At 61.2% G+C, this 12,943-nt stretch carries 11 protein-coding genes; 3 read left to right on the forward strand and 8 right to left on the reverse strand.

What is annotated here, in order from left to right; genetic code table 11:
- Positions 1-28: 28 nt before the first annotated feature.
- Positions 29-1,414 carry a 4-aminobutyrate--2-oxoglutarate transaminase gene (gene gabT, locus ROG8370_RS03275; protein WP_212580049.1) on the reverse strand — a complete coding sequence of 462 codons (1,386 nt, stop codon included), beginning with the start codon at positions 1,412-1,414 and terminating at the stop codon, positions 29-31.
- A gap of 229 nt (positions 1,415-1,643) precedes the next feature.
- On the opposite strand from gabT, the gene ROG8370_RS03280 reads away from it, so the two are divergent.
- Positions 1,644-2,198: a cupin domain-containing protein gene (locus tag ROG8370_RS03280; RefSeq protein ID WP_085825656.1), complete on the forward strand. Its 555-nt coding sequence runs from the start codon at positions 1,644-1,646 to the stop codon at positions 2,196-2,198.
- Here ROG8370_RS03280 and ROG8370_RS03285 read toward each other — a convergent pair.
- From ROG8370_RS03285 to ROG8370_RS03315, 7 genes are all read right to left on the reverse strand, one after another.
- Positions 2,190-2,936, reverse strand: a complete 747-nt coding sequence (locus ROG8370_RS03285) for a 2-keto-4-pentenoate hydratase (protein ID WP_085825657.1) — start codon at positions 2,934-2,936, stop codon at positions 2,190-2,192. The two genes, ROG8370_RS03280 and ROG8370_RS03285, sit on opposite strands and share 9 nt — an antisense overlap.
- On the reverse strand, positions 2,933-4,153 hold the full coding sequence (locus tag ROG8370_RS03290; protein ID WP_085825658.1) for a CaiB/BaiF CoA transferase family protein: 1,221 nt from the start codon (positions 4,151-4,153) through the stop codon (positions 2,933-2,935). Before ROG8370_RS03290 ends, ROG8370_RS03285 begins: the two co-directional genes overlap by 4 nt.
- Positions 4,138-4,911 (reverse strand): enoyl-CoA hydratase, encoded by a 774-nt coding sequence (locus tag ROG8370_RS03295; protein WP_085825659.1) that lies wholly within the window; start codon positions 4,909-4,911, stop codon positions 4,138-4,140. Before ROG8370_RS03295 ends, ROG8370_RS03290 begins: the two co-directional genes overlap by 16 nt.
- Before the next feature lie 9 nt (positions 4,912-4,920).
- Positions 4,921-6,201, reverse strand: a complete 1,281-nt coding sequence (locus tag ROG8370_RS03300) for a TRAP transporter large permease (protein ID WP_085825660.1) — start codon at positions 6,199-6,201, stop codon at positions 4,921-4,923.
- Entirely contained in the window at positions 6,201-6,752 is a 552-nt protein-coding gene (locus tag ROG8370_RS03305) for a TRAP transporter small permease (protein ID WP_085825761.1), read from the reverse strand. The genes ROG8370_RS03300 and ROG8370_RS03305 overlap by 1 nt, the downstream gene beginning before the upstream one ends.
- A 128-nt stretch (positions 6,753-6,880) precedes the next feature.
- Positions 6,881-7,855 (reverse strand): TRAP transporter substrate-binding protein, encoded by a 975-nt coding sequence (locus tag ROG8370_RS03310; protein ID WP_085825661.1) that lies wholly within the window; start codon positions 7,853-7,855, stop codon positions 6,881-6,883.
- 160 nt (positions 7,856-8,015) lie between these two features.
- Positions 8,016-9,200: a pyridoxal-phosphate-dependent aminotransferase family protein gene (locus ROG8370_RS03315; protein ID WP_085825762.1), complete on the reverse strand. Its 1,185-nt coding sequence runs from the start codon at positions 9,198-9,200 to the stop codon at positions 8,016-8,018.
- 123 nt (positions 9,201-9,323) lie between these two features.
- Here ROG8370_RS03315 and ROG8370_RS03320 point away from each other — a divergent pair, with 123 nt between their 5' ends.
- The gene (locus tag ROG8370_RS03320) at positions 9,324-12,254 is read left to right on the forward strand and encodes an FAD-binding and (Fe-S)-binding domain-containing protein (protein WP_085825662.1); all 2,931 of its coding nucleotides are present in this window, start codon (positions 9,324-9,326) and stop codon (positions 12,252-12,254) included.
- Positions 12,247-12,936 carry a GntR family transcriptional regulator gene (locus tag ROG8370_RS03325; protein ID WP_245827174.1) on the forward strand — a complete coding sequence of 230 codons (690 nt, stop codon included), beginning with the start codon at positions 12,247-12,249 and terminating at the stop codon, positions 12,934-12,936. The genes ROG8370_RS03320 and ROG8370_RS03325 overlap by 8 nt, the downstream gene beginning before the upstream one ends.
- Positions 12,937-12,943: the final 7 nt, after the last annotated feature.

A 12,943-nucleotide genomic window follows, 5' to 3' on the forward strand; every position in this document is an offset into this window, starting at 1 on the left:
CCGCCCCTTTTCGCAATTCTGGTATCGCTTAGCCGTGCAGTTCGGCCATCGCGTCAACCAATGCCGCATCGAAGATGGCCAAACCTTCTTCGATGATCGCATCCGACGCGGTCAGCGGCACCATGATGCGAACCGCGTTGCCATGCATGCCACAGGACAGCAGGATCAGACCGCGCTTGAGCGCATGCGCGACAACCGCCTTGGTCAGCGCGGCATCGGGCGCGGCACTGTCAAAGTCGGTGACGAACTCAACTGCCAGCATGGCGCCAAGGCCGCGAATATCCCACATCCGGAACGGCGCCACGCGCGCGCCAATCTCGGCAAAGCGGGCGCGGAAATGCTCGCCAAGTGCGGTCGAGCGCGCTAAAAGCCCCTCTTCCTCGATCGCCTCGATTGCGGCAAGTGCCGCGGCGCAGGCCACAGGGTTGCCTCCGTAAGTGCCGCCCAGACCACCGGGAATCATCGCATCCATCACCTCGGCGCGACCAATCACACCGGCAAGAGGATAGCCGCCGGCCATGGATTTGGCGACGGTGATCAGATCCGGCACAACGCCCGAATGCTCAACCGCGAACCATGTACCTGTACGCCCAAAACCGGCCTGAATTTCATCAGCGATGAGCATGATGCCATGGGTGTCACAGATGTCGCGCAGCGCCTGCATCATCTCAAACGGCACCGGCGTGTAACCACCTTCGCCAAGCACCGGCTCGATGATGATCGCGGCAACCCGCTCGGGCTGTGCGTCGGTGAGGAACAGGTTCTGAAGCCCGGTCAGCGCGTCCTGCACGGTGATGCCGTCACGCACACTCGGGAAGGGCGCGCGGAAGATATCCGACGGGAACGGGCCGACATCCTTTTTATAGGGAGAGATCTTGCCGGTCATGCCAAGCGTCAACAACGTGCGGCCGTGGTAGCCGCCGGTAAAGGCGATAATGCCCGGACGGCCGGTGGCGGCACGGGCAATCTTGACCGCGTTTTCAACCGCTTCGGCGCCAGTGGTGACCAAAAGCGATTTCTTGGCGTGATCGCCGGGGGCCAGATCGTTCAGCTTCTCGGCCAGGGCAATATAGGGCTCATAGGGCACAACCTGAAAGCTGGTATGCGTGTAATGATCTTCCTGTGCCTTGGCGGCAGCGACCACTTTGGGGTGGCGATGCCCGGTGTTCAGCACGGCAATCCCGCCAACGAAGTCGATATAGCGGTTGCCTTCGACATCCCAGAGCTCAGCGTTTTCGGCATGGCTTGCAAAGACCGGGGCCGCAGAGGCCACACCGCGCGCCACAGCCGCCTCGCGCCGCGCAAGCAGTGCGGCGTTGGTTTGCACTTCGACCCCAACATCCGGCACAACCGAGATGTTGGCTTTGGGCTTGGGCGCCGCCTTGCGGGGCTTTTTCTTCACGCTATTGGACATTTCAATGTTTCCTTGTTCAGACGAACACCGGTCCCATCCTGGGCTGTGTTTAAAATTCTCATAATACGTTTAATTTACCTGTCAATCCCGTTTCCGCCAAGCCATTATCGCTGAGCGACAGGTACGAGCAATGCGTCGGATTTAATTTTAAACTGGGTTCCGGTGCGGGGTTGCGTGTACTACATTGTTCTCGCAAAAGATTATCCCAAAAGCGCAGAAGGAATGAGACGTGGACATTGGCAACAGGCTCCAGGAAATCCGCAAGGCGCACGGCCTGTCTCAGCGGGAACTTGCCGCACGGGCGGGCCTTACCAATGGAACGATCTCGCTTATCGAGCAGAATAAGACCAGCCCTTCGGTGGCCTCGCTCAAAAGTCTTCTGGATGCGATTCCCATGAGTATCGCGGAATTCTTTGCCACCATCGAGGAAAATCGCGACATCAAGTATTTCTATCGCGCGGATGAGTTTACCGAGATCGCGCCGCAATCGGATCAAACGGCGGTGTCCCTGCGCCAGCTTGGAAATGCCAGCAATCATGCCCTGCAAATTCTGGATGAGACCTATCCGCCCAATGCCGATACCGGGCCGGAACTGATTAGCCACATTGGCGAAGAGGCGGGCATCGTGATCGCGGGCATGATCGAAATCACCGTCGAGGACCAGGTCAGAGTGCTACACCCCGGCGACGGATACCTGTTTGATAGCCGCCTGCCTCACCGGTTTCGCAATCCCGGCAAGGAAGTCTGCAAGATCATCAGCGCCTGCACGCCGCCGTCATTCTGATCCGGCCTCAAGGGTCATCTCAACAGCCCCGAGCCCGGCAATCTCGCCCTTGGCAAAAAGACCCGGTTTGACCCAGGGCAACCCGTTGAGCGATCCGGTGATCACCAGCTGACCGGGCTGCAAGCCGCCACAATGGGTGCCGATCGCAAGGGCAAGCTTGCATAGGGTCGCAAAGGCATCGCCGCCGGGCACCTGCGCCGCGCCACTCAGATGCACCGCCTCGCCAATTGTCAGGTGCGCCGTGGCCTGCGTGACATCAATGTCCTGCCAGTCACGGATCGGCGCGCCAAAGACAACCGCGCCGTTCAACTGATTGTCGAGCATCTTCAACAGACCGCTGGCGCCTTTGGGGTCGTCAAGGCGGCTGCGCACCAGTTCGAACACCGGCAGCAATTCAACGCAAGTGCGCAATTGAGCGGCAAAGTCAGGCACGTCGCGATCCGGCAGAGGCGCGATCAGGCGAAAGGCATATTCAAGCTCGACCCCGACCTCTTCATCGGCAGGCAATTCAAGGCTGGCGGGGCTGGCGTGAATATCGCTGGCATAGATCGGTGCGATGATGATGGGCGCGTCGGGTGGACAGGCCACCTTGAAACCGCCAACCGGGCCAAGCGTGGCGGCAAGCGCCTCTTGCACGGCAAAGACACGCGCGCGGGTCAGCCCCTCACCCGCATTTTCAGGCAGTCTCGCGCCACCGTCGCGCGCGGCCTGCAACAGCTGGATCAAGGGATCATTCATGCGGCAATCACCGCGCCGGTGGCGATCATCGCGTCAATCGCGGCGCTGTCATAGCCCGCTTCGCCCAAAACCTCGCGGCTATGCTGGCCCAGAACCGGCGCTGCGCTGCGGATGCTCGCGGGGGTCTCGCTAAACTTGATCGGGTGGCCGAGGGTCTCAACGCTGCCCGCCTTGGGGTGCGCCACCTCGACGATCATGTCGCGGGCAAGGGTTTGCGGATCACGGTGCATTTCAAGGATATCAAGCACCGGCCCTGCGGGCAGGCCCGCCGCCTCCATCCGGTCAAGCCAGACCTGCGTTGTTTCATGGCCAAGTTTCTCGTTCAGGATGCCTTCGAGGGCATGCAGGTTCTGCATCCGGTCCTGATTGCTGGCAAAGCGCAGATCATGACCAAGCTCGGGCGCGTCGATCACTTCGAGAAACCGTTCCCAGTTGCGTTGATTGGCCGCCCCCACGTTGATCCATCCGTCAGAGGTGCGAAACGACTGGTAAGGCGCATTCAGCGGATGCGCCGAGCCAAGCGGGCCGGGCGCCGTGCCGGTGGCAAAGGCGATGGCCGATTGCCAATAGGTTTGGGTGATCGCCGCCTCGAACAGCGAGGTATCGACCTTTTGCCCTTCGCCGGTTTGCAACATCCGCGCATAGGCCGCCGAAACGCCCATGGCGGCGATGATCCCCGCAGTGATGTCCGAAATCGGCGCACCGGGTTTGACCGGCGGGCGACCGTGCCCTTCGCCGGTGATCGACATCAGGCCAGACATGCCTTGGGCGATAAGGTCAAAACCGCCGCGCTCTGCATACGGTCCCGTACGGCCAAAGCCGGAAATCTCGCAATAGATCAGTCGCGGATTGATCGCGCGCAGATCATCATAGCCAAGGCCCAACCGCTCCATCGTGCCCATGCGATAGTTTTCTATCACCACGTCGGCCTCTTCGAGCAACTTGTGCAGTGCCGCCACCGCATCCGGTTGCTTGAGGTTAAGCGCGAGCCCCCGCTTGTTGCGGTTCATCATCATATAGGCGGCGGATTCGCCCTCGATCGCGGGGGGCACAAAGCGGCGGCTGTCATCGCCATCGGGCTTTTCAACCTTGATTACATCCGCGCCCATATCGGCCAGCATCAGGCCACAGACCGGCCCGGCCATGATATGCGCAAGCTCGATCACCTTCATGCCCGCCAGCGGGCCGGTGGCTTGGGGGGCTATTTTCCGCTCCATTTCGGGGCCTCCTTGGCAAGGAAGGCTTCCATCCCGTGGCGGAAATCCTCGCTCATGTAACACATCTCGATCAGGTCTGCGTCATCAACGGCGGCGGCGGCGCCAACGCGACGCATCGCCTCTTTGGTGGCGCGCAGGGTCAGGGGGGCCATCTCGCCAAGTGTCTTTGCAAGGGCTTCGGCGCGCGCCATAAGAGCGGCCTCATCCTCAAGCACCTCGGAAATCAACCCACAGCGCTGCGCCTCATCCGCCCCCAAAAGCCGCGCGGTAAAGATCATCTCGCGCACGCGCCCCGCCCCCATCAAGGCCGAAAGCCGCGCCAGGTTGGCCGCCGCAAGGCAATTGCCAAGGGTGCGCGCAATCGGAAAGCCGAACTTGAGGCTGGCACTTGCAATGCGGATATCGCAGGCCGCCGCAATCGCCGCCCCGCCTCCGGTACAGGCCCCGTTGAGCGCCGCGACCGTCGGCAGTGGACAGCGTTCAACCGCATCAAGCACGGCGCCGATCTTGGCCTCGTAATCAAGCGCATCCTGCGCCGTCTCGAACGCCCGAAACTGGGTCATGTCGGTGCCCGCCGCAAAGGCCCGCCCGCCGGCGCCGGACAGAACCACGGCGCGCAGGCTTCCGTCCGTCGGCACGCCGCGACAGAGATTCGCAAGCCCCTCGTACATTTCAAAGGTCAGCGCATTGCGCGCCTGCGGCCGGTTGAAGGTGATCCACAGCGTCGCGTCGCGGATGTCATGGGTAAGTTTGCTCATCTTGCCGCCTTATCTGTAGAAATATTCGACCAGGAACAATGGCACCGACGGCACATAAGTGCAAAGCATCAGCACCGCCAAGAGCACCATCACGAACCAGACGTTGACCTTGGACACCTCCCAGATATTGGCCCGCGCTACCGCACATGACGTGATCAGAACCGAGGCCACCGGCGGGGTCTGTTGACCGATGGCAAGGTTAAGCGTGACCACAAGGCCGAAATGCACCGGGTCGATGCCAGCCGCCGTGATCAGCGGGATGACAATCGGCACCACAAGGATGATCGCCGCCGCCGAGTGCAGGAAAAAGCCGATGATCAGGAAGAAGAAGTTGAGGATCAGAAGGATCGCCCACTGCTTGTCGGTGATCGACAGGATGCCATTCGCAAGCTCCTGCGGGATCTGCGCACGGGTCAGGAACCCGCCCATAAGGACCGAGGCCGCGACCAAAAGCATGACAACGGCGGTCTGCATGCCACCGTCAAGCATGGCGCGGCGCAGGTGGCCAAGGTCAAGGTTGCGATACCAGGCCGAAACCGCAAGCGCGGCAATCACCGCAAGGCCCGCGCCTTCGGTCGCGGTGACAAAGCCGCCAAAGATGCCGCCAAGGATGATCACCGGAAGGGTAAAGGCCGGCAGAGCATCGACAAAGGTCTCGCGCAGGCGCGGCATGTTGAACGCCTCTTCGGTCGGCAGGTTGTAGCGGCGCGCAAAGATATAGGCGACCAGCATAAGCCCCGCCGCGCCCAAAAGGCCCGGCACAACGCCGGCGACGAAAAGCTGTTCCACGGATGTATTGGCCGAGGCCGCGTAAAGGATCATCGGGATCGACGGCGGGATGATAATCGCCAGCGAGGCCGAGGATGACGTGACCGCCGCAGAGAGTTCCTTGGAATAGCCGCGCTTCTTCATCTGCGGGATCAGGATTGAGCCCATCGCCGCCACATCCGCCACCGCAGAGCCCGAGATTTCTGCAAAGAACAACGAGACTCCGATGTTCACCATCGCCAGCCCGCCGCGCACAAAGCCGACAATCGCCGAGACGAAATTGATAAGCCGGTCGGTGATGCCACCGGCATTCATGATCGCCCCGGCCAGCACGAACATCGGGATCGCGATCAGCGAAAACTTGGTCGACCCGTCGTACATATCAAGCGCGATGGTCACGAGGCTGTCGGGCCCCTCGGTGACCAAAAGGCCCAGAACACCCGACATCGCCAGGGCAACGGCAATCGGCACGTTGATGCAGATCATCGCCACGAGGGCTATAAAAATGGCCAGCATAAGCATCAGACGCGATCCTTGTTCTTCTGAAGTTCGGTCTCGACCTCTTCTTCGATTTCGGCGTGTTCAAGCGATATGCCCTGCATGGTCTTTGACCAGTACTCCGGCAGGCTCAGCAATTGGCAGACCACGAAAAGAGTGGCGCCAATCGGGATCACGGATTGGGTGAATTGAATGGGTACCCATGTCAGCGACACGAGCATGTCGCCCTCAAGCACCTCAAGCACCTGAAGACCCGCGCGGGCCATCAGAACGAAGAACAACAGCACAAGCCCCTCGGCAAGCAAAAGCGCGACAAGCCGCGCATGGGGCGGCAGGGCCAGCAACACCGTATCAAACCCGATATGGCGGCGATGCAGCGCCGCAAGCGCCGAGCCGTAATAGGTGATCCAGGCCAGCATGATCGCGGCCACCTCGTCGTACCACGAAAAGCTCTGCCCCATGAGACGGGCCAGAACGGCGATGATCACGATCGCGGTCAGACCGACCATCAACAGGATCGTAAGACTTTCCAGAATACGGCTCAGGATGTGGTTGGCGCGCGACAGAATAGTCATGAGGGCCTTCTTTTGCATGCATCCGAACGCCCCTGCCCGATTGGAGGTAACAGGATAATCCGGGGGGTGTCTGATCTTTGAAAAACGGGGGTCGGCGGCCCCTTGACGGGACCGCCGGATAGTGCAGTTTAGCTCGACTGAGCGAGGCCCATGACCGTGTCGATCAGCTCCTGACCGCCGTCGACCTCAGCGGCAAAGCCTTCATAGATCGGCTTGGAGGCTTCGATGAATGCGGCCTTGTCGGCCTCGTTCACCTCGACACCGGCATCCTTGATCACCGTCAAAAGATCGGTTTCAAGCTGGGCCGCCTTTTCATAGGTAAAGGTCTGGGTGTCGTTTGCGCAGTCGGTCAGCATCGCCTGAACATCCGCCGATTGCTTGGCAAAGGTCTTGGACGAGGTCAGAATATACGCAGGCGTATATACATGGCCGGTGATCGAGAGGTACTTTTGCACCTCTTGAAACTTGGCCGAGGCGATCTGTGCATAGGGGTTTTCCTGGCCGTCGATCACACCGGTCTGAAGCGCGGTAAAGACGTCGGAAAAGGACATCGGCGTGGGGTTGGCGCCGTATTGCTGGAACATCTTCACACGCCACGCACCGTTCGGCGTGCGCAGCTTGATCCCCTCAAGATCCTCGGGCTTGTTGATCGGACGGGTGTTGTTGGTGATGTGGCGAAAGCCGTTCTCGGCCAGCCCGACAATGTGATAGCCATTGTCGTTGGCCGCACCCTGGAACTTGTCCATCATCGCGCCTTGCACGCGGCGCATGTGGTCGCGGTCCTTGATGATATAGGGCATCTCGAAGACGCCGAACACGTCACTGACCGAGGACATCACCGAAGACGGCAGAGCAAAATCGACCTGCCCCAGCTTGAGCTTTTGCAAAAGCTCCTTGTCCTTGCCAAGCTGCGACGAGCCAAAGGTCTGAACCTCGATCTTGCCGCCGGATTTGTCACCAACGCAAGCGGCGAAGTTGTTGACCGTCGCCTCGAACAGCGAGCCGGGCGCGCCGACATGGCCGAATTTCATTGTGACGTCGGCGGCCATTGCCGGCATGGCAAGCATCGAGGCCACAGCGGTTGCAATAAGTGTCTTTTTCATCTTGATCCTCCCTGGATATCTGAATGATGCGTCGGCGTTTCGGGTGGGCGTTCCGCCTTTTTTCCGGTCGTGCCGCGCGATGGTGATCTTGGGTCTCGTCAGGTTCCTCAGTGTCCGGTCAGGGCGGGCTCCTCCGTCCGCCGCGATCGGTTTTTCCGGGTCAGGCGGCGGCGCGCGCCGCATCGAATTTCTGGCCCAGCACCTCAAGCGCGGCCTGAACGCCCCCGGCGCGATAGGGAATGCCCGCATCGCGAAGCCCCATTTCAACGCCCGACAGGGTGCCGCAGAGCATGAGATCGTTGAAATCCCCCAGATGCCCGATCCGGAACACCCGGTCGGCGACCTTGGACAAGCCGTTGCCAAGCGACATATCGTAATTGCGCAGGGTGACAGCGCGGAAATTATCCGCCGAATGCCCCTCTGGCACCATCACCGCCGTCAGAACCGGCGAGCGATGTTCGGGCACCTGGCACAGCACCTCAAGGCCCCATGCCTTGACCGCGGCGCGGGTGGCGGCGGCGTGACGCTGATGGCGGGCAAAGACGTTATCAAGCCCCTCTTCATGCAGCATATCAATCGCCTCGTTGAGGCCATAAAGCAGGTTGGTCGCGGGCGTGTAGGGGAAATACCCGGTGTCATTCGGCCCCGCCATGTCCGCCCAACTCCAATAGGCGCGCTTGAGGCCTGCGGCCTCGGAGACCTTCATCGCCTTGTCGCTGATCGCGTTGAACGACAGGCCCGGCGGCAGCATCAGGCCCTTTTGCGAGCCCGACACCGTGACATCGACACCCCAGTCATCATGCTTGAACTCGACCGAGGCCAGCGAGGAAATCGTATCGGCCATAAGCAGCGCCGGGTGACCCGCCGCATCCATCGCGCGGCGCACGTCGGCCACCGGCGTGACCGAGCCGGTGGAGGTTTCATTATGCACCACACAGACCGCCTTGATCTCGTGGCCCTTGTCGGCGCGCAGCCGCTCTTCAATCGCCGCCGGGTCGGCGCCGGCACGCCAGTCGCTTTCGATAAAGACCGGGTTAAGGTCAAGTTTCTGCGCCAGCGATTTCCAGAGCGTCGCGAAATGGCCGGTCTCGTACATCAAAACCGTGTCGCCGGGCGACAGGGTATTGACCAGCGCCGCTTCCCACGCGCCGGTGCCCGACGAGGGGTAGATCACCACCCGGCTTTCGGTTTTGAAGATTGATTTCATCCCCTCAAGCGCCTTGCGGCCAACATCGGCAAAGGCCGGGCCGCGATGGTCCATTGTCGGGTAATCCATCGCGCGCAAAATACGATCCGGCACGTTGGAAGGCCCGGGAATTTGCAAAAAGTGGCGTCCGGCAGTCATGGTGATCCTCTCCCCGATACGATAGCCCTCGGCGGCAAGACGCAAGGGAATTTTGTTGAATTGAATTCTGAATTCAATATTCTGTCAAGAAATATCGCAAAGTTTTTTAGGGGATCGGGCCGCATGCTGGATGAAACGATACGCTCACGGCTGGCGCGTGACATCGAGGGTGAAACCCGCTTTGATGCCTTCACCGCCGGGCGCTATGCGACCGATGCCTCGATCTATCAGATCATGCCCGCCGGGGTGGTGATCGCCAAAAGCGCCGCCGATATTGCCGCAGCGCTCGACGCCGCGCGCGAGGCCGATGTTCCGCTTACCATGCGCGGCGGCGGAACATCGCAATGCGGGCAAACGGTGAATTCCGGGCTGATCGTGGATTGCTCGAAATACCTCAACCGGATCATTGAGCTTGACGTGCCGGGTCGTCGCGCGGTGGTCGAACCGGGGATCGTGCTTGATGATCTCAATCGCGCGCTCAAGCCGCATGGCCTGTGGTTTCCAGTCGATGTTTCGACCGCCTCGCGCGCCACGATTGGCGGCATGGTGGGCAATAATTCCTGCGGCTCGCGGTCGCTTCGCTATGGCACCACGCGCGATAACGTCGCCCGAATCGAGGGGCTCTTGGCCGATGGCACAGCGTTTGATTTCGGCCCCGGGTCTGGCAATCGCGTGCCTGAACCCTTGCTGCGGCAGATGCTTGATCTCGGCGCCCGTGAGGTGGGTGAAATCACCGCGCGTTTCCCCAAGGTTCAGCGCCGCGTTGGTGGCTATAATATCGACGCGCTTGTGCCCGGTGATGGGCCGATCAACCTTGCGCATCTTCTGATTGGCTCCGAGGGCACGCTGGCGATTTCGACCGCGATCGAGATCAAGCTCTCGCCCCTGCCCTCGAAAACCCGCGTGATGGGGGTATGCCATTTTCCGACCTTCCGCGCCGCGATGGAGGCCGCAAAACCGCTTGTCGCGCTTGGGCCGACATCTGTGGAACTGGTCGATTCGACGATGATCGACCTTGCGCGTTCGATCCCGATCTATGCCAAGACGCTAGAGGGGTTCGTGCGCGGCACCCCCGCCGCGATGCTCTTTGTCGAATTCGCCGATAGCCCCGATGAGAACGCGGAAAACATGCGCCATCTTGCCGATACCATGGCCGATCTCGGCTTTGGGTTCGGCAAGGGCGGCGATCACGAAGGTGGCGTTGTCGAGGTCTGGGATATGGGTCTTGCCGCCGATATCGGCGAGCTGCGCAAGGCCGGTCTCAATATCATGATGTCGATGAAAGAGGCGGGCAAACCTGTGTCATTTGTCGAGGATTGCGCCGTGCCGCTGGATCATCTGGCCGATTATACCGACCGGCTCACCGAAGTGTTTCATAAACATGACACCACCGGCACATGGTATGCGCATGCCTCTGAGGGCTGCCTTCATGTGCGCCCGATCCTAAACCTCAAGCTTGAAAAAGACGTGCGCGCCATGCGTGAAATCGCCGAGGCCGCGTTCGAGATGGTGCGCGAGTACAAGGGTTCGCATTCCGGCGAGCATGGCGACGGCATCGTGCGATCCGAATTTCACGGGGCGATGTTCGGCCAACGCATCCTGAGCGCCTTTGAAGAGGTGAAAGCAGCGTTCGATCCCGGTGCGCGCCTTAACCCCGGCAAGATCGTGCATGCGCCGAAAATGGATGACCGGAGCCTGATGCGCTATCCGCCGGATTACGCGTTTGACGACCTCAAGACCGGGCATGACTGGTCCGACTGGACCGGCGCGGGCGGTGGATTTCAGGGCGCGGTCGAGATGTGCAACAACAACGGCGCCTGTCGCAAACTGGCCGGGGGTGCCATGTGCCCGAGCTATCGCGTGACCCGTGACGAACGCGACGTGACCCGCGGGCGCGCCAACACCCTGCGCCTTGCTTTGTCTGGGCGCTTGGGCAAAGACGCCCTGTTTTCGCAAGATATGGCCGAAACGTTAAAGCTTTGCGTCGGCTGCAAGGCCTGCAAGCGCGAATGCCCCACCGGGGTGGACATGGCCAAGATGAAAACCGAGGTTCTTTATCAGCGCGGTCAGAAACTGGGGTATGGCACGCGCGAGCGGCTGATCGCGGAAATGCCCCGCTATGCCCGCCTTGCGGTGGCGCTGCGTGGGGTGATCGCGCTGCGCAACCGGGTGCCGGTTCTGGCGCGTCTGGGAGAAAAACTTCTCGGGCTGGCGGCGGCGCGCAGCCTGCCCTTGTTTCGCGGTGATTTCTTTCGCGACAGCGAGGTCAACCAGGCCAAGGCGGGCGGCACGGCGGGCAAGGTGATCCTGTTCACCGATACGTTCAACCGCTGGATGGAACCCGAAATTCCGCGCGCCGCGCTGCGGGTTCTGACCCGCGCGGGATATGAGGTGATCACCGCCATGGCCCCCGGTCGCCCGCTCTGTTGTGGGCGCACGTATCTGGCGGCGGGCATGATTGACCGTGCCCGCGCCGAGGCCGAGCGCACGCTTGACGCCCTGATGCCGCATGTGCGCGCAGGCACGCCGATTGTGGGCCTGGAACCCTCCTGCCTTTTGACGCTGCGGGATGAGTTTCTCACGCTGCTACCTGGCGAAGATGCGCGCGCGCTTGCCCAAAACGCGTTTCTCTTTGAGGAATTCATCGCGCGCGAGGCCAAGGCCGGGCGCTTTGATCTTGCGATGCATGACATCGGCCAGGGCGCGCATGTGCATGGTCATTGCCACCAAAAAGCCGCCGGGATCATGAGCGATATGGGCGCGGCGCTTGACCTTTTGCCGGGGCTTGCGGCGCAGAACATCGAAAGCAGTTGTTGCGGCATGGCCGGCGCCTTTGGCTATGGCGCAGAGACCCATGACATCTCGATCCGCATGGGCGAGCTGTCGCTTTTGCAGGCCGTGCGCGCCGCCGCGCCCGATGATCTTGTGATCGCCAATGGCACCTCTTGCCGCCATCAGATCGCCGACGGAACCGGCCGCCGGGCCTTGCATATCGCGGAAGTTTTCGACAGAGCCTCGTCAGAGACAGAAGGAAAGGGCCCAGAGCATGTATAGTGACCCCGAAAAGGCGCCCGCCATGTCCGAGTTGAAACCAGAGCCGATTGGGCGCACCGCCCTTGCCGTCGAGATCACCAACCGGCTGCGCCAGATGATCCTTGAAGGTCAGCTTGAGCCCGGTGGAAAGATCAACGAAAAGCTTTTGACCGAACAGTTCGGCGTGTCACGCACGCCCCTGCGCGAGGCGCTCAAGGTGCTGGCCTCCGAGGGATTGCTTGACCTCATTCCACATCGCGGCGCGGTCATCACCCGCCAGAGCGAAGCCGAGTTGGCCGAGGTGTTTCGCGTCCTCGCCGCGCTTGAGGGGCTGGCCGGAGAGCTTGCGGCCGTGGCGGCCAGCGACGGCGATCTCAAAGCGATCGAAGCCATGACGCAAGAGCTGCGCCGCTCTTATGAAGAGACCGACAGGCCGACCTATTTCCGCATCAATCAGGCCATTCACAAGTCGATCCTCGCGGCGGCGGATAACGAGACCCTGCTGCGCTCGCACGAGCTTTTGGCCTATCGCGTGCAGCGCGCGCGCTATCAGGCGAACCTCACGCCGGACCGCTGGCGCGCGGCGGTTGAAGAACACGAGGCGATTGCCGAGGCGCTTTGCGCGCGTGAGGCCGCCAAGACGGCAGAGCGGATGAAAGACCACCTTTTGAAAAAGCTCGCCTCGATTTCGGCCAAAGCCTAACCCGCCC

Origin of the sequence: Roseovarius gaetbuli (assembly GCF_900172365.1) — a bacterium.
Taxonomy (GTDB): Bacteria; Pseudomonadota; Alphaproteobacteria; order Rhodobacterales; family Rhodobacteraceae; genus Roseovarius; species Roseovarius gaetbuli.

Excerpts from the sequence above, each read along its gene's own strand:
- ROG8370_RS03290 (WP_085825658.1), bottom strand. The coding sequence starts at position 4,153 with ATGGAGCGGAAAATAGCCCCCCAAGCCACCGGCCCGCTGGCGGGCATG.
- ROG8370_RS03320 (WP_085825662.1), top strand. The coding sequence starts at position 9,324 with ATGCTGGATGAAACGATACGCTCACGGCTGGCGCGTGACATCGAGGGT.
- ROG8370_RS03285 (WP_085825657.1), bottom strand. The coding sequence starts at position 2,936 with ATGAATGATCCCTTGATCCAGCTGTTGCAGGCCGCGCGCGACGGTGGC.
- gabT (WP_212580049.1), bottom strand. The coding sequence starts at position 1,414 with ATGTCCAATAGCGTGAAGAAAAAGCCCCGCAAGGCGGCGCCCAAGCCC.
- ROG8370_RS03310 (WP_085825661.1), bottom strand. The coding sequence starts at position 7,855 with ATGAAAAAGACACTTATTGCAACCGCTGTGGCCTCGATGCTTGCCATG.
- ROG8370_RS03300 (WP_085825660.1), bottom strand. The coding sequence starts at position 6,201 with ATGCTTATGCTGGCCATTTTTATAGCCCTCGTGGCGATGATCTGCATC.
- ROG8370_RS03295 (WP_085825659.1), bottom strand. The coding sequence starts at position 4,911 with ATGAGCAAACTTACCCATGACATCCGCGACGCGACGCTGTGGATCACC.
- ROG8370_RS03325 (WP_245827174.1), top strand. The coding sequence starts at position 12,247 with ATGTATAGTGACCCCGAAAAGGCGCCCGCCATGTCCGAGTTGAAACCA.
- ROG8370_RS03315 (WP_085825762.1), bottom strand. The coding sequence starts at position 9,200 with ATGACTGCCGGACGCCACTTTTTGCAAATTCCCGGGCCTTCCAACGTG.
- ROG8370_RS03305 (WP_085825761.1), bottom strand. The coding sequence starts at position 6,752 with ATGACTATTCTGTCGCGCGCCAACCACATCCTGAGCCGTATTCTGGAA.